This window comes from Chitinophaga pinensis DSM 2588, from assembly GCF_000024005.1.
GTDB lineage: Bacteria > Bacteroidota > Bacteroidia > Chitinophagales > Chitinophagaceae > Chitinophaga > Chitinophaga pinensis.
The window spans coordinates 4978788-5001379 of the sequence record NC_013132.1 but is presented as its reverse complement, the minus strand read 5'-3'; the positions used below and the strand labels follow the sequence as shown (position 1 = coordinate 5001379).

18 protein-coding genes and 1 riboswitch are annotated in these 22592 nt (G+C 46.9%); of the genes, 6 read left to right on the top strand and 12 right to left on the bottom strand.

The window, feature by feature from the left end:
• Positions 1-556: 556 nt before the first annotated feature.
• On the bottom strand, positions 557-1510 hold the full coding sequence (locus CPIN_RS19965) for an NADP-dependent oxidoreductase (protein ID WP_012791652.1): 954 nt from the start codon (positions 1508-1510) through the stop codon (positions 557-559).
• 22 nt (positions 1511-1532) lie between these two features.
• Positions 1533-2819: a chloride channel protein gene (locus tag CPIN_RS19960; protein ID WP_044219237.1), complete on the bottom strand. Its 1287-nt coding sequence runs from the start codon at positions 2817-2819 to the stop codon at positions 1533-1535.
• Positions 2820-2877: 58 nt separating this feature from the next.
• Positions 2878-2962: riboswitch (Fluoride riboswitch) on the bottom strand.
• Between the two features lie 159 nt (positions 2963-3121).
• Here CPIN_RS19960 and CPIN_RS19955 point away from each other — a divergent pair.
• Both CPIN_RS19955 and CPIN_RS19950 read left to right on the top strand, forming a co-directional pair.
• Complete coding sequence (locus CPIN_RS19955; RefSeq protein WP_012791650.1) at positions 3122-3994, top strand: phosphatase PAP2 family protein; 873 nt, start codon at positions 3122-3124, stop codon at positions 3992-3994.
• A 571-nt stretch (positions 3995-4565) separates the two neighbouring features.
• Complete coding sequence (locus tag CPIN_RS19950; protein WP_044219233.1) at positions 4566-4754, top strand: hypothetical protein; 189 nt, start codon at positions 4566-4568, stop codon at positions 4752-4754.
• Here CPIN_RS19950 and CPIN_RS19945 read toward each other — a convergent pair.
• The 5 genes from CPIN_RS19945 to CPIN_RS19925 form a co-directional block, all read right to left on the bottom strand.
• Entirely contained in the window at positions 4751-4945 is a 195-nt protein-coding gene (locus CPIN_RS19945) for a hypothetical protein (RefSeq protein WP_012791649.1), read from the bottom strand. The two genes, CPIN_RS19950 and CPIN_RS19945, sit on opposite strands and share 4 nt — an antisense overlap.
• Positions 4946-5072: 127 nt before the next feature.
• Positions 5073-6161, bottom strand: coding sequence for an efflux RND transporter periplasmic adaptor subunit (locus tag CPIN_RS19940; RefSeq protein ID WP_012791648.1), 1089 nt, complete (start codon positions 6159-6161; stop codon positions 5073-5075).
• Positions 6154-9312, bottom strand: coding sequence for an efflux RND transporter permease subunit (locus CPIN_RS19935; RefSeq protein ID WP_012791647.1), 3159 nt, complete (start codon positions 9310-9312; stop codon positions 6154-6156). Before CPIN_RS19935 ends, CPIN_RS19940 begins: the two co-directional genes overlap by 8 nt.
• An 18-nt stretch (positions 9313-9330) precedes the next feature.
• On the bottom strand, positions 9331-10752 hold the full coding sequence (locus CPIN_RS19930; RefSeq protein ID WP_187294666.1) for a TolC family protein: 1422 nt from the start codon (positions 10750-10752) through the stop codon (positions 9331-9333).
• Positions 10753-10832: 80 nt separating this feature from the next.
• Positions 10833-11198, bottom strand: a complete 366-nt coding sequence (locus tag CPIN_RS19925) for a hypothetical protein (RefSeq protein WP_012791645.1) — start codon at positions 11196-11198, stop codon at positions 10833-10835.
• A 127-nt stretch (positions 11199-11325) separates the two neighbouring features.
• On the opposite strand from CPIN_RS19925, the gene CPIN_RS19920 reads away from it, so the two are divergent.
• Complete coding sequence (locus tag CPIN_RS19920) at positions 11326-12021, top strand: LytR/AlgR family response regulator transcription factor (RefSeq protein WP_012791644.1); 696 nt, start codon at positions 11326-11328, stop codon at positions 12019-12021.
• Between the two features lie 262 nt (positions 12022-12283).
• Here CPIN_RS19920 and CPIN_RS19915 read toward each other — a convergent pair whose 3' ends face one another.
• Entirely contained in the window at positions 12284-14515 is a 2232-nt protein-coding gene (locus tag CPIN_RS19915; RefSeq protein WP_012791643.1) for a transferrin receptor-like dimerization domain-containing protein, read from the bottom strand.
• Between the two features lie 299 nt (positions 14516-14814).
• On the opposite strand from CPIN_RS19915, the gene CPIN_RS19910 reads away from it, so the two are divergent.
• The 3 genes from CPIN_RS19910 to CPIN_RS19900 all read left to right on the top strand — a co-directional run bounded on the left by CPIN_RS19910 (position 14815) and on the right by CPIN_RS19900 (position 17789).
• On the top strand, positions 14815-15051 hold the full coding sequence (locus CPIN_RS19910) for a hypothetical protein (RefSeq protein ID WP_012791641.1): 237 nt from the start codon (positions 14815-14817) through the stop codon (positions 15049-15051).
• Positions 15052-15253: 202 nt separating this feature from the next.
• Positions 15254-17464, top strand: coding sequence for a hybrid sensor histidine kinase/response regulator (locus tag CPIN_RS19905; RefSeq protein WP_012791640.1), 2211 nt, complete (start codon positions 15254-15256; stop codon positions 17462-17464).
• A gap of 142 nt (positions 17465-17606) precedes the next feature.
• Positions 17607-17789: a hypothetical protein gene (locus CPIN_RS19900; protein WP_012791639.1), complete on the top strand. Its 183-nt coding sequence runs from the start codon at positions 17607-17609 to the stop codon at positions 17787-17789.
• A gap of 393 nt (positions 17790-18182) precedes the next feature.
• Here CPIN_RS19900 and CPIN_RS19895 read toward each other — a convergent pair whose 3' ends face one another.
• The 4 genes from CPIN_RS19895 to clpB all read right to left on the bottom strand — a co-directional run bounded on the left by CPIN_RS19895 (position 18183) and on the right by clpB (position 22562).
• Entirely contained in the window at positions 18183-18662 is a 480-nt protein-coding gene (locus CPIN_RS19895; protein WP_012791638.1) for a nucleoside deaminase, read from the bottom strand.
• Between the two features lie 200 nt (positions 18663-18862).
• Positions 18863-19192, bottom strand: a complete 330-nt coding sequence (locus tag CPIN_RS19890; protein ID WP_012791637.1) for a DMT family transporter — start codon at positions 19190-19192, stop codon at positions 18863-18865.
• Positions 19193-19259: 67 nt separating this feature from the next.
• On the bottom strand, positions 19260-19823 hold the full coding sequence (locus CPIN_RS19885; protein WP_012791636.1) for a Crp/Fnr family transcriptional regulator: 564 nt from the start codon (positions 19821-19823) through the stop codon (positions 19260-19262).
• 123 nt (positions 19824-19946) lie between these two features.
• Positions 19947-22562, bottom strand: a complete 2616-nt coding sequence (clpB, locus tag CPIN_RS19880) for an ATP-dependent chaperone ClpB (protein WP_012791635.1) — start codon at positions 22560-22562, stop codon at positions 19947-19949.
• Positions 22563-22592 lie beyond the last annotated feature (30 nt).

The window sequence follows — 22592 nt, the reverse complement described above, 5'->3', positions numbered from 1 at the left end:
ATGGCAAAGATGATGAAGATTAGATCATACGGTAAGCCCAATACGAATGACTATGATTCCGTGTAATACTTATAACACAAACAATAGGAATACATGGAATGATAAAAAAATCCAAGTGCACAAAAAAGCATAAAACACAACACAAAACACAATAAAGGCCAGCAGCTTCTCGCAACATTTCGTAAAGAGAAACCTGCTGGCCTTCGATATTTACAATATATCTTTCTCAATAACACCACTGCAAAAGGAGCAACAAAACACCTGCAATACCATTACGACGTCAGCATATTACCCAGGTAGTCAGTCGCCAACCGCGTTCAATGCCGAGGGAGACCGCTGGCCTTAGTTATTTGAAGTATGCTGAGCCTCTGAAACCAGGGGTTTAATCTACCCCAACTGTCAAAATCTCCAAATAAAAGCCCCATAGCAAGGAACTTCAAAGAACTACAGCCTGTGGTCCCTCTGCTTTGAACGCAGTAAGACCCACACAATTACCACAGCAGCTCAAAAAGCAAAAGAAGCTTTAGGGAACACCCCAGTTGAAGACTATTATACCTTATCCGCCAATTCTGATCACCGTCTTCCCCTTCCCCTTCAAATTCCTACTCTCCGTTATCGCCCCCGGCACATCCTGCATCCCAATCACCTCCCCAACCGGCACCACCAACGCACCATTATCCACCGCATCCGTCAACGCATCCAAACTCGCCGGTGTCCCCTGCGTCTCAAAATTCCCACCACTCAAACCCCTTGCCTTCAACACCTCCGCCGTCGACACAAACGCCGTCGTCAACGCCACTCCCTTAACCGCCACTAACTCCGTCAACCCTTTAAATACCGCCGCCGGACTAACCAGATCTATCAACCCATCCACGCCGGAAGGATATCTGCTGCTCACCTCTTTCTCTATCGATAATTTCTTATAGTTAATCGTCTCTTTCGCCCCCAGTTTCTTCATCCGCACCTCATCTTCCTCACTACTCACGGTAGCGATCACATAGATCCCCTGCATCGCGGCCAGTTGCACAATAAACGACCCTACGCCACCGGTAGCACCTACCAGCAACAATATCTGCTCATGTTTCAAGCCGGAACGCTCAATAATCTGTTGCGCGGTCATACCGGCCGTCGGCATAGCGGCAGCTTCTACCAGCGAGATAGAATTCGGCGCATGAGAAATGGCTGCTTTTTCCGGCACGGCGACATATTCCGCATAGGACCCTTCTCCTACAGGAGAATGGATAAACTGACCATAAATGTGATCACCAGGTTTGAAAAGCGTTACGCCATCCCCTACGGCTTCGACGGTCCCTGCGCCATCGACTCCCAGCACCAGCGGGAATTTATGCGGCATCTTCCCATCGAGAATACCATCGACCAGTTTCCAGTCAAAGGGATTCATACCAGCAGCGGCTACACGTACGAGGATAGTTCCTGGTTTTACCTCCGGGCGTGGCAGTTCCATTACTTCAGGAACGCCCTTAAATTGCTGAACGGCTACAGCCTTCATAAGCTAAAATTCAGTTGTGTGGTTAGTCAATATGATGGTTCTTTGGTACGGCTATACGTTGCGCACTGTAAATACCCGCATGACCGCTGAAATAATACGCGGTGAAACACGCTACAGCAAAATATAGCACATGAGTTGTGCCAAAAAGTTCGACCCCCATCAACGTACACGCTATGGGAGTATTGGTGGCTCCTGCAAATACGGCAATAAATCCGAGACCTGCAAACAAATCCACCGGTGCGCCCATTAAAACAGCGAGTGTATGACCTAAGGTGGCGCCGATAAAGAACAGTGGGGTAACTTCTCCACCTTTGAACCCCATACCGAGTGTGATGGCTGTCAGGAGTAATTTCCAGAGCCATCCCCAGGACGAGATCTCTTTTGTGGTAAAAGCGTTGACGATACTGACACCGTTGGGATCGGGTGTGGTAACCCCGAGTCCGATATAATCGCGGGTGCCCAGCAGGTAGCAGCCGCCGATAACGATCAGGCCACCGATAGCGGGGATCAGTAAGGGGATTTTAATCCATGCTTTCGCGTAGCTTTTGATATTTCGCATACAGGTGGCGAAGAGAAAGCTGGCAAGACCGAAAGCGATGCCACAGGCGATTACTTTGATCAGTAAGAGCAGGTCGAAATGAACGAAGTGAAAGGAGATATGATTGCTTTCAAAAAGTATCTGATAATGGGTATGATGGATGCCCCAGGCGGAACATACGATATCCGCGAATACGGCGGCGATCAGACAGGGGATCAGGGCATCGTAACGCATCAGACCGATAGCGAGTACTTCGAGGGCAAATACAGCCCCTGTGAGCGGTGTACCGAATACAGCGCCGAAACCGGCAGCGATACCCGTCATGAGGATGATCTTTACATCTGCGGCAGACAAACGGAACCAGCGACCCAGCATATGTGCCATACTACCGCCTATCTGCACGGCGGTACCTTCCCTTCCGGCGGATCCGCCAAATAAATGAGTGATAATGGTAGTCGCAATAACCAACGGCGCCATGCGGGCAGGTACGCCTCCGCCGGGTTCATGGATCTCGTCCATAATAAGGTTATTTCCTGCTTCTGATGTACCACCCAGCTTTTTATAAAGAAAGTGGATCAATATCCCCGCTATGGGCAATAGAAAAAGCAACCAGCCGTGCTGCCAGCGTAATAATGTTACTTCTTCCAGTAACCATAAGAATAAAGCCACGAGAGAACCTACAATGAGAGAGACAGGAACGATGATAATTGTCCAGCGGAGAAGCTGGTAAGCAATTGCCAGTTGTTCTACAGAATGTTTGATATATTTCATTAGCCTACAAATAAATACAAATTTATTATCTTCCCGATATGCGCAGAAAGATCCATGTTTATTTGTAGGCGCCATCAGACTTGCCGGAGATTGATCAGGGCGAAGACGGTTCTGTGCAGGAAGACACCATTTCCTGTAAAAGGTGATACTGATATAACACAAATATACCAGTTACATGTTAAAATTAGTGAAAATATAGTTAAAGAAGGGGGATTTTCAGATTCTCTACAGAATCTTTTGTGAAATTTGTAGTAATTTAAATAGTATTAACGGTAACATAAAGAATTCACCCAGCAACAAACATGAGATTGTTCTTACTGCTTAGCCTGCAACTGTCGACGTACTGTGTCTTTGCTACTGCTGACACAGCTATTGTGAATGTGAATGCGGATACGACTATCCATCACGCAAATGATGTGCCAACAACATCAGAAAAGGTCATGGAACCTGTTCCGGTTTTTAATACAAACCTGAACTATAAACGCAACATTCCCAATTATACGTCCAGACTTGCCGGCATCATCGTCCCAACCGCCATGATTACTTATGGCGCCGTGTCATTGACCAGCGGCGGCTTACGCTCCCTGGACCGCAGCACCAAGAATGAGATCATGGAAGATCATCCGACCTTCCGCACCAGCATCGATGATTATCTGAAATATGTGCCTGCAGCCGCCGTATATGCACTGAATATGGCTGGTATCAAGGGTAAACACAATTTCGCAGATCGTACCATCCTGTTGGGAATGTCGTCCGTTCTGGTGACTTCCTCTACTTTTTTCATCAAAAATGCTACAGGTCGCCTGCGTCCTGATGGTAGTACTTACAACTCTTTCCCTTCCGGCCACACTTCTGTCGCGTTCATGACAGCACAGTTCATGTGGGAGGAATACAAAGATGTTAGTCCCTGGTACGGTGTGGCAGGTTATGCTGTCGCCACTACTACGGGAGTACTGCGTATCTACAACAACCGTCACTGGTTAAGTGATGTTGTTGCCGGTGCAGGCCTCGGTATCCTCAGCACAAAAGCAGCTTACTGGGCTTATCCTAAGATCCAGCGCCTCTTTACGCCAAAGGACCGTGACCGCGAGCCAAATACCCGCGCGATCCTTATGCCGAACTACAACACACAATGGAAATCCGTAGGACTTTCCGCTGTGCTGCTGATGAAGTAAATTGTTTAAAATCAATGCAATAAAAACGGTGCCTGTTTGCAGGCACCGTTTTTTATTGCATTGATTTTAAACAATTAGGAATTAGGAATTAAGAATTAGGAATTGCATATAATCTGCTGAAGCGGAAGCACCTATCTTCTTCTTTATAATTCGTTGTTGCCTGCGGTGACCTATTGATTGATTTTAAACAATTAGGAATTAGGAATTAAGAATTAGCAATTGCATATAATCTGCTGAAGCGGAAGCACCTATCTTCTTCTTAATAATTCGTTGTTGCCTATGGTCACCTATTGAATAATATTGTCCATTTACAATTAACGCTTACCAATTCTACAACACCCCTTCACGATATTATTTTTACATTAATAACCACTCACTCACTATCATCTGAACCCGCCAGCCAATAAGTTTGCACCATTGAATAATCAGCCAGTATCGCCCTTAGCCGTCTATTCGTCTCCAATTCCTAATTCTTAATTCCTAATTGAACATACGGAATCACCTATCTTCTTCTTTATAATTCGTTGTTGCCTATGGTCACCTATTGAATAATATTGTCCATTTACAATGTATGAGCGGACATATTCACCTGTATGAGCACATACAGTACAATGGCGTGACCTACATCAGCAACGGGGCTGTCAGTGGCAACTGGTGGAAAGGAAAACGGTATCGTACAGACAATGGATATGGAATGGTCAATCTATATGAAGACGGTACCTTCGACAATGGATACATCCCTTACGGCTGGACTGTCTAAGCCTTTTTTCTTTGTTCGTCGGCCTTGTCCTTCGGATCGTATTCATTCTCATCATACCCTTCCAGCGTACTATTCTTGTCATCGTTGAACTCCTTCTTAGGAGCCGCTTTGGCCGCGCTGGTATCACCGGCGTTTTTGCGCTTTACCTCTTTGATCACGCGTCTTTGTGTTGTTGATTTCTTTAGCGTCATATAGATCGTTTTATAAAGAGGATACAAAAATGCTGCCGGAGGAGAATGTAAAAAATTAAGAATTAAAAATTAAGAATTAAGATTTGAAACCACTGCATCCCAATTCTTAATTTTTAATTCTTAATTCTTAATTGATTTTAATTCCTTCTTTTATCTCGTCGTTGGCATGAAGAATCACCTTTTCTCCCGGCAATAAACTCCCGAATACCTCCGTGGAATCGCTGTGGTGATTCCCCTCCTGCACATCTATCCAACGGGTCTGCCCTTCTCTCACAGCCACTACATATTTCTTCTCCGTAGAAGTGACAACCGCACTGGCCGGCACCACCATCGCCTGTACCGAACCCGTCACAGGAATGGAGATCTCCGCATACATACCTGGCTTCAGCAGATGCTGACTATTCACAACATCCACCTCTACCGCCTCTGAACGGTAGCGGTCGTTTAATGAGCCCGCCTGGCGACTGATATTACCGGCAAACGACTTACCCGGCAAAGCATTCACCTTAAAACTCACCTGTCTGCTGGCAGATAACTGTGCGCTATAGACCTCGGGTACCTGTACCACCAGACGCAGCCGGTCTTCCTGTTCCAGCATCAGCATCGGACCACCCTCCACACGGGTACCCGGGCCTACCAGTGCCCCCGGATGGACGTTTCTTTCTGTAATAACCCCATCAAACGGCGCTGTCACAGTCAGATAACTACGGGTCGCTTCCAATGCCCGGAAATTGGCCAGTTCGCTGTTCATAATAGCACTGTCGGCCTCCATACGCGCACTCGCTACTTCCACGTCATGCGCGGAAATGGTACCCGGCGTCTCACTCACCGCCAGGGTACGCTGAAAGTTGTCTTTTGAGGCTGCAAATACCGCTTTAGCCTGCAGGTATTTCGACTGTGCAGCGAAATACTGTTCGATGATCTCAGGCGCTTCCAGTGTAATAAGCACCTGTCCTTTATGCACCGCACTACCACGGTCGACCGTCACTGTCTTAACAAATCCGTTTACCCGCGGATAGATACTCACTTTCTGATAAGCTTCCAGCACAGCAGGCAATTGTATACTGGAGGATAAAGGTTCCTTTACCACAGCAACCAGTTCATACCTTTTCCCTTTGCTGTCTTTCGCAGCACTGGTTTTCTTTTTCGGTGTTCCGTGATGACAGGCGGTAAACAGCACGCCCGACAATGTTATAATGAAGACATATTTATACATGGATATTAGCAGTTTTAGGTTCATCGATCTTGTTTTCAGGCATCAGAGAAGGATCTTCATAAGATGCTTTACGCTGCACGGCAGCATATACCAGCGGTAATATCAGCAGGGCGGCTACAGTAGAAGCTATCAGTCCGCCGATCACAGCACGGCCCAGCGGAGCCGTCTGATCTCCTGATTCACCCATACCAGTCGCCATCGGAATCATGCCCGCTATCATCGCCAGACTGGTCATCAGAATAGGTCTCAAACGCAAGCCGGCACTCGCAATAGCCGCTTTATAGGCGTCTTTGTATTCTAAGCGGAGCTTCTCTGCGTTGGTCACAATAAGGATCGCATTTGCCACAGATACGCCCGTTGACATGATCATCCCCATGTAAGATTGCAGATTGAGCGTAGCCCCTGTAGCCAGTAACATCAGCAAGGCGCCGGCAATTACCGCAGGAACGGTGACCAATACCACAAAACTTACTTTGAAGGATTGATAGTTGGCGGCCAGCAACAGGAATATAACGACGATCGCCAGCAAAAGCCCGTTCTGTAAACTGCTAAGGGTATCGGTCAGCAGACTGGAACTACCCTTGAGCTCAACTTTTAGTCCTCTTGGCGGATCCCCCATTTCATGAATGGCTGCTTCCACCACTTTTGTAGCGGCGCCCAGGTCTTTGCCTTTAATATTGGCACTCACGGTTACAAAACGTCGGGTACCTGCCCGGTCAAATTCTCCCGGCATTTCGCTATTGGAGAAAGTGGCCACATCTCCCAGTACGGGTCTCGGCTGTCCTTTCACCAGTGGGATCTCCTTCAGATCGTTGATCGTTTGCATGATATATTCCGGTATCTGTACCTGTACCTGGTAGGTATAAGCTACCTTTTCATCCAGCCACTGATTTTTCTCCGTAAAACGGCTGGAAGAGGTGGAGGCAGTCACCGAACGGGCTACCTGGTACATATTCAGTCCCATCTGCGCCACCTTGAAACGGTCGATATTAATGTTAATCACCGGGTAATGCAGCGGCTGCGCGATCTGTACGTCTCTCAGGAAGTCCACTTCACCCAGTTTATCTACCAGTTGGTTGGCATATCCTTCAATCTGCCGCATGTCTTTTCCGGCTACCCTTACCTCAATAGGTGTTGCTGCCCCTTGCGCCATGATTTTTTCGGTCATGTCCACTGGTTCGAAACTCGCCCTCATTTCGGGCATATGGGCCTTTATAACGTCCCGTAATTGATCTTTCAGCTCGTCTATATCTACCTTGTAGTCCTCATTCAGATTTACCTGTAATACCGCCTCGTGGGTACCACTGTTAAAAATGTACAGGTTACTGGTACCATAGCTGCTGGGAATTAATCCCACATAACCCGAACTGATCGCCACATTCCCGTTGCTGGTACTGTCTATCAGCTGTAATACCTGGTGTACTTTCTCCTCCGTCCTTTCCAGACGGGTACCATCCGGTTGTTTTAAACGTAACTGGAACTGCCCCGTATTGACATGGGGCATAAGGTCTTTACCAATGGTCATAAATGCCAGTCCGGCTACACCAAAAGCGACGAGTATATACACGCCGATCACCAGGCGGGAACGTTTCCCCAGCCACTCTACCAGCGATACAAACCGTGTTTTAAAGCGTTCGAAACCGCCTTCCTGGGGATGATGATGCTGGGTAAATTTCCCTTCTTTCAGCCACCAGTTAGCCAGTACAGGCACCAGTGATTGCGCCGCGAAATAAGATGCGATCATCGCAAATCCAATAGACAAGGACAAAGGCAGGAACATCGCCTTGGGTACACCTGACATAATCAGCGAAGGCGCAAATACCGCCAGGATACACAATAAGATCAGCAACAACGGGAAGGCAATTTCCTCACTCGCTTCATAAATAGCCTGCCGTTTCGGCTTCCCCATTTCCAGGTGCTGATGGATATTCTCAATCGTCACTGTGGCCTGGTCGACCAGTACCCCGATGGCGAGTGCCAGTCCGCTGAGGGTCATCAGGTTAATGGTTTGTCCCGCTAATTGCAGCCCCAATACTGCTGCCAGGATCGCAATAGGAATGGTGATCACCACCACCAGGCAACTTCTAAGATCCTTCAGAAATAATAACACCATCAGACCGGTCAGCAGTGCGCCCAATAAACCTTCCGTCACAAGACTTTTCACCGCATTAATCACAAATACTGACTGGTCAAACTCGTAAGTCACCTGTACATCCTCCGGCAATAAACTCTGCATCTCAGGCAGTTTTGCCTTCAGCTGTTTGACCACATCCCAGGTAGAGGCATCCGCCGTTTTCACCACGGGGATATATACAGAACGCTTGCCGTTCACCAATGCATAGTCCACCGTCACGTCAGCTGCATCAGATACCCTGGCTACATCCTTGATAAAAACAGTGGAATTACCATTTGTCGTAATCGGAATTTCTCCGAAATCCTGCACTTCTTTTTCCAGTGAATTGATGGTCGTTACATACATCGTATTGTTGATACGGATGTTACCGGAAGGCGTCATGACGTTATTCTTCGCAATCGCTTCTACCACTTCATCCGCGTTCATGTTATAACTACGGAGGCGGTTAGGATCCACATTCACAATAACAGAACGGGAGTTAGCCCCGAACGGCGGTGGCGCAGACAGTCCGGGAACAGATCCGAACATGGGTCTGACACGGGTATTCGCCAGGTCATAGATATCTTTCAGTGAACGGTTCGGGCAACTGAACACCAATTGTCCTACCGGTAAGGAAGAAGCATCAAAACGTACCACCTGTGGCGGCAATGCGCCCGGAGGGAAGAATTTCATGGCCCTGTTCACCTGTAAAGCCACCTGCGCAGACGCTTCCGCCATGTTGGTACTTTCGTAAAACGAGAGCTTGATCATGGTCAGGCCCTGTATGTTCTTACTGCTGATATTTTTGATCCCGTTTACATACAGGAACTGATCCTGGAGACGGGTCGCAAAGAAACCTTCCATCTGCTGCGGCGACATACCGCCATAGGGTTCTATGACGTAGATCGTCGGCAGATTCAGCTTCGGGAAGATATCGATAGGAATATTAAAGACTGCCAGCAATGAAAAAAGAAACATGCCGAGGGTCAGTACCACTACGGACAAGGGCTTTTTCAGTGCACTGGTAACTAATGACATAATAATCGGTTTTTGATGTTATTGCATACGGGACTGCTCCAGTCGTTGTACCAGTTCCTGTATCGCATTCGCGGCAAATGCCTGCGTAAAAAGCGCCTGCCAGGCAGCATTACGTGTTTGTACGAGATCTGTTTCCGCCCTGTTCAAGAGATACAGGGCATTCGTCACCTCGATAATATTGGTCAATCCCCCCTTGTACAGTGCCATCTTTTGTAAAGCGGCAGCCCTGGCCGCATTCAGCTGGGCGGGCATCTCCTGTAGTTTATCCAGTGCAGTATGGATATTGAGTTTCGCCTGACGCAGACTATTATCCAGCACCAGCTGTGTGGTTTCCAGTTGCTCTGCGGCAGCACGGGTTTTTAAGGTTTGTTCCCGCATTTTATCTTTTGTATGACCGATATCCGCCAGATTGTAAGTCAGTGCCAGTCCTGTGAGATAGTTATATCGCTTGAAACCAAATCCTTCCAGCAGGTTCTTACCATAGATATCGTTGAATTCTCCGCTGGAACCACGCATCCATCCGGAGGCCAGCACAGAGATCTTTGGTAAAGCTGCCTTACGGATCACTTCACTATGTTTCTCCTGCTGCAACAGCAAACCATTGTAATACTGTAATACAGGATGTGAGGCGGCTACCGAAGAAGTATCAGCGGTACCAGCCAGCAATGACAGCAAACCGGAATTATACAGGGTATCCGGCCGTATGGCACTGGTATCCAGCCCTGTGAGCATACTCATATGCATACGCACACTGTTATAGCTGTTTTGTATATCGATGTAATTTAGTCTGGCTTTGGATAATTCAGCAGCGGCTACAGAACTGTCTACTCCTGGTTTCAGACCATGCAGCACAATGGCCGTAACGGCTCTCTGTACAGAACGGGTACGTTCTATATTGTCTTCCTGAATTTTCATGAGTGCCCGGTATTGAAGCATACCCAGGTAATCTCGTACAACAGCAACCGTCAGGTCATTCGCTGTAATATCAGCATCCAGACCGGCCACTTTCTGTTGTTGTATAGCTTCCTCCCGCCGGGTGCGGTAAGCGCCAAAATTGTAAACTTCCCATTGCACCTGTGCAAGTGCAATATTACCGCTCATCACATCACTGCGGTTTCCTTCACGGATACCGCCTGATGTAGAAGGGATTGTCCCCAAAGGAAAATAAGATCCGTAAATACCATTATCAGTGCCAACGGTTGCTTCTTCCACGAGTTTTACGGAAGGCCACCAGTTATGGCTGACGTCTGTCGTATGGGCGACGCCTGCCTTTGATAATGTCTGTTTCGCTTTTAAAGACGGATAATGTTGAAGGGTCAGCGCAATCGCCTTTTCTAAAGGCAGATGTTCCCCTTCCGTCTGTGCACGGACACGCGATGACAGGCCAGTCAGAAGACATAGCGATATCACCCACATCCCTGCAGCATGTTTAATACTCATAACTGACAGCATGTGTTAAACCGGCCGCAGGCATCTGCCTACAGCATTAATAAGAAAATGTTTAAAAAAAAGCAGAGAAATCAGGCTACAGGAGGCCCACGCCAGTCACTGAGGGTGACGGCAACGCTGATATACGATTCCTTATATCCTTTGTATTGTGGCTGGATATAAATCAGTATCGTCCTGATACGGATGCTGGATACGAACAGACATAACTCGTGGAAGTCATTCAGCGCCCTTGTACGGTGGTTGTATTTATGCGGACTACTGGTAATTGAATAACTGTCAGAGACGTAATCCTTATTGAAGGCAGCATGAACCGTATTGGCATTGGTCGGCCGTAAAACAGTATGTGAAGAGTAGGATGTAAAAGGACTCTCTCCTTGCAATGCAGGCAGCAGGAAGATACAGGAAATAAAAAGTAAAAGCCTTTTGAGCTGTTTCAAGTTGAGACCCATTTATACCCATGCAAGATATTTAAACAAATTTATAATACATAGCCTACTGTCATGTTTTAAGGGAATTATAATCTTGTGTCTGATTCCACGTTACCGGGTTCAGTATATTTGCGGTATGAACTGCCTTATTATAGACGACAACAAGCTGGCGCGTACCGCCATGAAACAATTAGTCAGCCATGTGGATCAGCTCCAGGTGGCCGGTGAATGTGCCAGTGCCATAGAGGCGTATAATATGTTGCAGAAAGAAAAGATAGACCTGCTCCTCCTGGATATAGAAATGCCGGGAATGAACGGCCTGGAACTAACGCGTAATATAGGGAAGAATGGTCCGGTGATCATCTTTACGACAGCAAAAAAAGACTACGCCGTGGAAGCATTCGAACTGCACGTAGCCGACTATCTCATTAAACCGGTCACACCTGCCCGTTTTATACAGGCCATCGAAAGAGCAAAGGAGTTACAGCAGGCCGGCACAAAAGAAGTACACGACACAGATAATGAGTTCATCTTTATCAGAGACAGCGGCATCTTAAAACGGGTTAAACTCGACGATATCCTGTACCTGGAAGCGATGGGCGATTATGTCAAACTACATACTGCGCAGAAATTTCATGCCGTACATTCTACCTTGAAAGCGATTGAAGAACGCCTGCCTGGCGCAAGATTTATGAGAGTACATCGCTCTTATATCGTAGCATTAGATAAGATCGATTCCATCGAAGACGGCGCGATTATCATTGCTAAAAATGCAGTGCCGGTGGCGGATGCTTACCGTGCAGCGCTGAATAGCAAACTGAATCTTTTATAAATTAAAAGACTTTCTTAAAAGGGGCTGACTAACATGTATATGCCTGCCTGGATATGGTCAATGTATAGTCAGACTATACTCATCTTACGTTAATGCTCCGTTATAAAGGCAGTACTAACGTACAATAAGTATAGTCTGACTATAGCAGGAAGAGGTGACTTTGCGTCCGCCTCCATTTGGGCAGTATCTTCACGCTACGTTGTAATAATCAGCCTGAAAATAACCTGACGGCCAATTACCACCAATTCCTAATTCGTAATTCCTAATTCCTAATTGAATTAAATGTCTTTTCCAGGTAGTCTGTCAGCCGGTTGATCGCTGTCGCTGCAATACCAATCTGTTCCTCCGCTTCTTTCCATCTACGCTGTTCAATCGCTTCGCGGATACCCGGCATTGTCTTCACACCATACCCCGTATAAAATCCCGGCGCATAAATCACGTGTTTATACCATGCCCTGTTAGGCAAACCTTGTTCATGCAATAACTGCTGCTCTGCCTGATAAAGGGCTTTATTCAGTACCTCCAGTTGCGCTGCCGGTAACTGTGGTTTCCTGGCATCCTGTAAATGCTGTGCCGTTTTATCAAGGGCTACCAGGGCATTCTGCAACTTCGAAAAATCTATATATGGCACTTCCGGTTTGGCGACAGGCGCCTTTAACGGCTTTGTTACATCTCCTGCCAGTTGATAGGCATTATTACTGATGATTTGATTTTCTACCGCTGTATTTTCCCGCATCTGTTCTGCCAGGGAGAGCAGGTCAGTGGTATAACCGTTGATCGTTTTAGAAAGGCTCCGGAAATCAAATGGCAGTACATCTGCATCAGCCAGTCTCAGGGCGGCATGTCCGGCCAGACGGGACAAGGCTACACCATATTCAAATCCCGGATCTTTAAAGCGGGAGTAATTCTCATAAGTGTCATAAATAGAATGGTATTCACCACCGGCGCCTTCTCCGCCAAAACCCACATTCAGGGATGGAATACCCAGGTGTTGAAGGAAAGAAGAATAATCAGACCCTGATCCCAATGCGCTGATCGTCATATCTTTCTTAGCCAGGATATCTTTCTTTGCTTTTGTTGAAGCAGCAGATACAAGGTCGGAAGCCTGTTTTCTTTCGAAAATGCTGACTTTCGTCTGCGGATCGGTAATACTTTTAGCAATCTCACCCATAAAAGGTTCCAGTGCATGTGAACCACCTACACCCAGGAATCCGCGGCTGTTACCATCAGAATTGATATAAGCGACTGCTTTCTGTTGTAATTCAGCGGCATGTGCTTCCACCCATTCAGTCGAACCCAGCAAACCCGGCTCTTCGCCATCCCAGGCAGCATACACAAGCGTTCTCTTCGGCTTATACCCGTTCTTTGCCAGTTCACCGATCGCCTTTGCTTCTTCCAGCAGGGAAGACAGTCCGCTAATCGGATCGGCTGCGCCATATACCCAGGCATCATGGTGATTACCCCTGATCACCCACTGGTCCGGAAACTGACTTCCTTTCATCGTAGCAATCACATTATACGCAGGCACCATTTTCCAGTCAAATTCCAGCTTCAGGTGCACTTTTGCCTTTCCGGGACCGATATGGTAAGTAAAGGGCAATGCGCCTCTCCAGGCATCAGGAGCGACTGGTCCTTCCAGAGCAGCCAGCAAAGGAGCAGCGTCATGATAGCTGATCGGCAATACCGGGATCTTCAACAGATTTGTAGCGGCAGACCTTTCCAGTCTCTGGGCATTTTCCGTCGCTCCTACGCCAGGCGTCAAAGGATCACCCGGATATATCACCATATCCATAATAGAGCCTCTTTGGACCCCGTATTCGCTTTTATAAGGACCCACAGGGTATACATCCCCCTGGTAATACCCGTCATCTTTCGGATCAGAATAGATCAGGGTGCCGATTGCGCCATGTTCCTGGGCAACCTTCGGTTTTATACCTCTCCAGGAACGGCCGTATTTCGCAATGACAATTTTCCCTTTTACATCGATGCCCAGTCTTTCCAGGTATTCATAGTCTTCCGGCAGACCATAATTCACAAAAACCAGTTCTCCTGTTACATCACCGTCTGCACTCCAGGCATTGTAGGTAGGCAGTTCATCCGGCTGACCGGTACTCGCGTCTTCCTTCAATGCCGGTTCCTTCAATACCGCTTTATAGCCTGCAGGATAGCTGGCTTCCAGTACCCTGGTCTTCGGTGTAGGAAACAGCACCTGGTAAGTTTCCAGGTGGGCATCCCAGCCATAACTTTTAAATTGTTGCAGGATATTCTCAGCGACCCATTTATCCCGGGGCATACCGAGATAATGTTGTTTGGCAGACAGCGTCCTGATATTATTGCCGATGGCGGCAGCGCTCAGTCCTTTGTCGAAACGGGCTTCCAGGTCCTGTTGCTGTTGCGCATGTTCACTGCTGAAACCACTCAGCTTTTGTTGTGCATAGGAGCTTTGTAGTAACAAAAATAAGGCAATACTGCTGGCAGTTGTCTTCAGATTCATTGTAAAAAGAGGATTTTTTGGTCGAGATAAGCGGTGGCGAACAAATATAACGTATCCCGCCGACAGTTCGTCCTTTTCCACCGATGACTCGTGCCTGTTAACCCAAATGCGCCCCGACACAGCTTTGCGGCGTCTTATCTTTGAGTCAGCAAATCAAACAAAAGCAATCGTGCTGAAAACAACAACAGAAAAGGACAACAAAAACAAAAGCACAATAAAAACAGTACGGTTGCTGATGCAAACATGCTAAAAAGGACTACTAATTATAAACTAGTTAATCACAAACAAAACATTCAGTCATGAAAAAGTTAGGAATACTGATGGCAGCCGCCATGATCTTCACTGGTACCGCAACCTTTGCTGCTACTCCGGTTCATACTGCAAAAGCTAAAGCTGCAACTGCACACGCTACAGTAAAACCTGCAGCAACTAAAGCTACAACTGTTAACGCTAAACAGGAACCTTCCAAACCAGCGGCTGCGCCTCATGCAAAAAAAGCGCATAAGAAACATCATGCTAAGAAAGCCGCTAAATAAGGGGGCTGTCGACAAATAGGATTTTGGTTCAAAATTTTCGAATGGCGGATGACGAATGCAACAATATTCGTGATTCGTCATTCGCATTGTGAGAAAATCATTATCCCTGCTCACTGTACAAGGATGCCAGCCAGATACCTTCTCCCCGAAAGAGAAATACACTGTACAAATTCGTAATTTTAACAAAACACCGCAGCGCACTATGCAGCCGAAGCTGATTAAATACTACCTGCTGGGCCTGTTCGTAATAGGCCTTGTACTGTTTATAGTGCTGCAATTCAACTCAGCTCAGAACATCCGTAAGCTCATTTCCGGCAATGAAAAACTGCTGGATGAACTGAACGTAAAGAATGAGCTACAGAAACTACAGACCAATATAGCCAAAACCGATAGTAAAGTACGGGGTACCGTTATCTCACAGGACACCCTCAATATCACAGGTATTGAAGCGGAAGTCGCCGTCATCAAAGCAGATCTCGGCGAAATCAATAAACTCGTCCTGAATGACAGTACCGAAAAACTCCTCACCCAGCTAAACTACCTCGTAGACGAGAAAAATAATTTCAATGTAGCCGTACTGGATAGTTTTTATCTGAAAGGGAAATGGTCCGCAGAAAGGATGATCAACGCCCAGAAAGGGAAACGCCTCGGCGAAGCCATCAACGTGATATTACATGCCCTGGATAGTACCCGGCAGACAGAAGTGAACCATACAACACACCTTATTGACACCAGCGGACAAAAAGCATTAAACTGGGGCACTATTATGCTCTTTTTTGCCTGTTTATCCAGTCTGCTGTCATTTCTCTATATCACCAGCCGTATTTACAAGCAGGAACAGCTGATAGAAGCACTCGACCATTCGCGGCAGCAGGAAAAGAAGCTCACCGTGGTCAAAGACCAGTTCCTCGCCAATATGAGCCACGAGATCAGGACGCCCATGAACGCCGTATTAGGCTTCACCCATCTGCTGCAACAGCAACCCCTGAATGAAAAATCCAGGGAATATGTGGCCTCCATCCAACATGCAGGCGAAAACCTGCTGGATATCATCAACGATATACTCGACATCTCTAAAATAGAATCAGGTATGATGCGCCTGGAGCCGGTATCATTTAGTCTCAGGGGAATGATGCACTCCCTTCAGCTGATGTTCCAGCCAAAAGCGCAGGAAAAATTACTGGACCTGAGCGTCCATATAGACGCAGGCGTACCCGACATCCTTTATGGAGACGTAATGCGCCTGACCCAGGTGCTTGTTAACCTGGTCAACAACGCGATTAAATTCACCCCACAGGGACAGGTGACAGTCAGGGTTTCACCGGTCGGCGGGAATGAATCCGGCATACGTTTACTGTTCACCATAGCAGATACCGGTATTGGTATCTCTCCCAACAAACTGTCTACTATATTTGACCGCTTCAACCAGGCAGAGGCAGATATCACCCGTAAATACGGGGGTACCGGTTTAGGACTGACCATCGTAAAACAACTTGTAGAACTACAACACGGTACGATCAGCGTGGAAAGCGAATTGGGAAAAGGCAGCACCTTCCTGGTACAACTCCCCTATACACAGGGTGAACTGCTGGCCGAAGGGACTGAACTTTCAGGGTACTCTCAGGAGCATTTTACCTTGCCGCAACAACCCGATATACGCTTGCTGGTAGCGGAGGACAACCGCATGAACCAGAACCTGTTGCGGCATCTGTTGGGTAACAGGCAACTGCATTATCAGCTGGTCGCTAACGGACAAGAAGCTGTCAATGCCCTCTCAAAACAACATTTCGACCTGATCCTGATGGATCTGCAGATGCCTGAAATGGACGGTTACACGGCCACCAGGAAGATCCGGGAAGAACTACACTCCAATATTCCGATCGTCGCCATGACCGCACACGCCATGGCCGGAGAAAGAGAGAAATGCCTGCAGACTGGCATGAATGAATACCTGGCGAAACCGATACGGGAAGAAGAACTCTACCGGATGATACAGGTCTTTACCGGCAAAAGCAGTACGCCGGAGCATTATGTACACCCCCATCCGCATAATGGTTATGCATACAACGGGGAATCTTCCCTTGTACAACTGGAATATCTGCAACAGCTATCCCGTGGAGATAAAGCGTTTGAACAGAATATGCTGACACAGTTCGTCACACAGCTACCAGAGGATCTTTCGATGCTCAAAAAGGCGATCGATGAGGAAGCTGCTACAGATATACGTCGCACCGCACATACGCTGAAAACCACTATTTCCTTTATCGGACTGGAAGCCCATCTGTATCCGATACTGGAATCATTTGAACACCTGGAAGTTAACTATGACAAAGCCCTGGTATCCGACCAGTTCAATACCCTGAAACGCCTGTGTGTACAGGCTTTACAGGAGACGCTGCAATTGCTTTTTTAGGCCCGCCTCCCGATTGAGGCTTTTCAACGACACTTAGCCCCTTTTCACCGAAACCACCCGATACGCGCTCATTCCAGCAGTACCTTTACTTCAGTAATTGAAAACAATTCATCTCTCAAACACATTTTTAAAACTTACGATCATGAACATTAAAAAAGGTCTTATTGTAGCAGCGGTATTTATGAGTGTTAGCGCTGTCACTTTCGCACAGACGCCAGCTGCGAAACCTGCTAAGAAAGAAAAAGCTAAAACCGAGAAACCAGCTGCAGACACAACTGCTAAAATGCACAAAGCACATCACGCTGCGCCTAAAAAAGCTGCCTAATTCATTTCAATTAGGAATTAGGAATTAAGAATTAGGAATTGCTTAGCCTTACGTTTAAATAGAAAGCCTCTCTACACAAGTAGGGCTGACAATCTCTGATTTTTTATTCTAAATATTTTACTATGAAGCGGCCGCCCGGTATAACCGAGCGGCCGCTTCATCATTACCTGATCACAAAAAAATAAGAATTGCGATAATCTCTCTGATTATCAATTTTCTGTTTCATAATAAGGCAAAATTCCTAATTCCTAATTCCTAATTCCTAATTCCTAATTCCTAATTCTTAATTCTTAATTCTTAATTCTTAATTCCTAATTCACATAGCTCTCCCCTGAAAGCTCTTTCTCCATATAAAGGCTAACCAATTCTTAATTCCTAATTGCTAATTCCTAATTAATACAGCGTCCTGTCTCCTTTAATCTGCCAATCCCTGAATACCGCAGCAGCGGATGCAGACGGAAACGCTATAAACGGGATCTTCTTATCTGAGTGTGGTACCTGAATTTCCCGGTAGATAAATGAGTCATCAAAATCAATGGCTGCGGCATCGTCCTTTGTATTGGCGAAATACACACGTTGGGGTCTGGCCCAGTAAATAGCCCCCAGGCACATCGGGCAGGGTTCACAGGAGGTAAATATCTCACAATCGTGTAGCTGGAAGGTATTCAGATTGGCACAGGCATCCCTGATCGCTACGACTTCCGCATGCGCCGTAGGGTCATTGAATGACAATACCTGGTTCCAGCCACGTCCTACGATCTCTTCTCCCCGTACAACGATAGCGCCGAAAGGACCGCCGTCCCCTTTTTCCATCCCCTCGCGGGAAAGGTCCACCGCCATCTGCATAAACCGTTTTTCTCTTTCTCCGATCATAAATGTTGCTTTGTACCAAAAATACAGAAAAATGACGCGCCGTGAGTACAGACCTAACACCAGCTTTGTGATAGCGATCCTTCAGCCAGAAACCCGAAGGTGATTAGTAAAGGTTCTATAAAAAGGAAACCTGATGGAGCGGCGCATTTTGTTCCAAAATGTTCCTCCATCAGGTCTGCTATGATAAAGACAAGTGTTATTTAGTGCGGTGAAACCACTTTTAAGCCGATAATAGAGCCGATCAGCGTCGTAATGAACAATACACGCAGAAAGGTAGCCGGCTCCTTAAATACAAGGATACCTACCAATACGGTACCTACCGCGCCAATACCCGTCCATACGGCATAAGCGGTACCCAGGGGCAAGGTCTGCGTGGCCTTCATCAGCATATACATGCTCAATGTCAGACAGGCCGCAAAACAGGCATACCAGAAATATACCGTATTACCTGTCGCCTCTTTTGCTTTCCCTAAGCTAAAAGTAAATCCTACTTCGAATAGTCCGCCGATTATCAGAATGATCCAGTTCATAGTCATTTTTATTTCGGGGCAAAATTAGACCCTGAATAGACGCCTGGACTTTACAAATGTTAAATAATTAGCTTTTTCCGGCCCTGATACGGCTTAGACTTACTGCCGATATACCAAGATAAGAGGCGATATGCCCAAGCGGCACCCGCTGAAGTAAAGCCGGGTTTTCCTCCATAAATTCCTTATACCGTTCACTGGCACTACCGATCTGTAATTTGATCAGTCTGTTCTCTGTTTTGATGATCTCTTTTTCTGCAAATTTCCTTCCCCAGTTGGCAATATTGATATCCTGCCGGTATAAGCCCTGGAGTTTCGCCGCCTCCATCTGAAACAATTTACAGTCTTCCAGCAACTCTATATGCTCATAGCCGGGTTTCTGTTCAACATAACTTCTCATGGACACCACGGCATCCCCTTCCTGTCCGAACCAGAAAGTAACGTTCCGGTCACGCTTCTCTGAAAATGCACGGGCAATCCCCTGTTTGATAAAATACACCTGATCCTCGATCCGTCCGGCCCTTAACAACAAATGTCCTTTGGGATGACTTTTTTGTTCAGCAATACTTTCTAACTGCGCCAAAGATTGAGGCGGCAGCGGATAGATATTACACAGTATTTGTTGAATCGTCATTAAATACAATTGGTTATAAAGATAGGAAAGATCGCTATGATCCGAATTGCATAAAAAAACCCGGATAAAGAATTACCCGGGTATTCGTAACTGTATATCGTCGTATTTGAATAGAAAATTTTGTTATGCGCCTATTGTGTGATTGTTCCTGATGACTACTACTCCGTCAAACACGTCAATCAGCACCGGCTTAGTCTTATCGATATCCCCTGCAAGTATCTTTTTACTCAGCAGATTGATGATCTCTTTCTGTATCAACCTTTTCAGTGGTCTTGCGCCGAATTGAGGGTCATAACCCTGAACGGCCAGGTAGTCGAGCGCATAGTCAGAGAATTCCAATATCATGCCATTTTGCGCTACCAGGTCCTTTAACTGTTGTAACTGAATGTTAATTATTCCCTTAATTTCTTCGCGAAGCAATGGCTGGAACATAATCACCTCGTCCACACGGTTCAGGAACTCCGGACGGATAGTCTGTTTCAGTAAGTTCATTACCTCTGCTTTGGTAGCATCTACTACGTCCTCACGGTTGCTCTCGTCAATCCTTTCGAAATTCTCCTGGATAATCTGGCTACCCATGTTGCTGGTCATGATGATAATGGTGTTTTTAAAGTTCACCACACGACCCTTATTATCTGTCAGACGACCATCATCTAATACCTGTAACAAAATGTTAAAAGTATCCGGATGCGCCTTTTCTATTTCATCCAGCAGCACGACAGAATAAGGTTTACGTCTTACGGCTTCTGTCAGCTGTCCGCCTTCATCATATCCCACATATCCCGGAGGGGCACCTACCAGACGGCTCACGGCGTGTTTCTCCTGGTATTCGCTCATGTCGATGCGCGTCATCATGGAGTCGTCGTCAAACAGGTACTCTGCCAGGGCTTTTGCCAGTTCGGTTTTACCGACGCCGGTGGTACCCAGGAAGATAAACGAACCTATCGGACGTTTAGGATCCTGTAATCCTGCCCTGCTTCTGCGGATCGCATCAGATACAGCGACGATCGCTTCTTCCTGACCAACCACACGTTTGTGCAATTCTTCTTCCAGGTTGAGCAGTTTGTCTCTTTCACTCTGCAACATCCTCGATACCGGAATACCTGTCGCTTTGGCAACGTTTTCCGCAATATCTTCTGCGTCTACCTCTTCTTTCAACAAACGCTTATGGTCTGTCGACATTTCATTCAGCTCCGCTGTATATTTTGCAATCAGTTCTTCCTGTTCTTTTACCTTACCATAACGGATCTCGGCTACACGGCCGTATTCCCCGTTACGTTCTGCCTGTTCTGCTTCCAGCTTCAGATTTTCAATATCGCCTTTAGCAGCCTGCAGTTTATCTACGATCTCTTTTTCCTCCTGCCATTTTGCTTTGAAAGTGCTGCGCTGTTCTCCCAGACGGGCAATCTCCCCGTTCAGCTCACGCAGCTTGTCTTCATCATTCTCACGTTTGATCGCTTCTCTTTCAATTTCCAGTTGTCTGATACGACGTTCCAGTTCGTCCAGTTCCTCCGGCATGGAGTTCATCTCCAGGCGGAGTTTGGCTGCACTTTCATCAATCAGGTCAATCGCTTTATCCGGCAGGAAACGATCCGTAATATAGCGGTGCGATAATTCAACCGCCGCAATGATCGCTTCGTCTTTGATCAGCACATGGTGATGGCTTTCGTAACGCTCTTTCAGACCACGGAGGATAGATATGGCATCTTCCACGTTTGGCTCGTCTACCATCACTTTCTGGAAACGGCGTTCCAGGGCTTTATCTTTCTCAAAATATTTCTGGTATTCTGTCAGTGTGGTGGCGCCGATGGCACGTAATTCACCACGGGCCAGGGCCGGTTTCAGAATGTTGGCAGCGTCCATCGCGCCTTCCATAGCGCCAGCGCCTACAAGGGTATGAATCTCGTCTATAAAGAGCACCAGTTCCCCGTTGCTTTCCGTCACCTCTTTAATCACTGATTTCAGTCTTTCTTCGAATTCCCCTCTGTATTTAGCGCCAGCCATCAATGCACCCATATCAAGGGCATAAATGATCTTGGAACGCAGGTTCTCAGGCACGTCTCCGTTGATGATACGATGCGCCAACCCTTCCACGATCGCTGTCTTACCTACACCAGGTTCTCCGACCAGGATAGGGTTATTTTTGGAACGGCGGGAAAGGATATGCAGGGTCCTGCGGATCTCTTCATCACGACCGATGACAGGATCCAGTTTACCGGCACGTGCCAGTTCATTCAGGTTCTTTGCATACTTCTGAAGGGAATTATATTGGGTATCAGCAGTTTGAGAATTGACGGTACTACCCTTACGCAGATCTTTGATAGCAGCCTTCAGACCTTTTTCTGTCAAACCTGCATCTTTCAGCAATTTGGCAGTGTCGTCACTGCCACCCAGTATACCTAGTAACAGGTGTTCGACACTCACAAATTCGTCTTTAAACTCCTTGATGCTGGAGCCAGCTCTGAGCATGGCGTTATTCGCATCGCGGCCTAATACCTGCCCGGCTTCCCCGCCGGAAATACGGGGGTATTTCTTTATTTGATCTTCCAGTCTGGAAGACAGGAAGTTGACATTTATATTGTTCTTTTTAAGTAAATAGTCGATAGCACTGTCCTGGTCTTCCAGCAGGGCCTTCAGCAAGTGCCCTGTCTCAATGGCCTGTTGTTGTCCATTGAAGGCCAGTTGCTGCGCTTGTTGCAGTATTTCCTGCGATTTAATAGTGAAGTTGTTCAGATTCATATACAGTTTTGTTTTCTCCTTTTTCGTCTT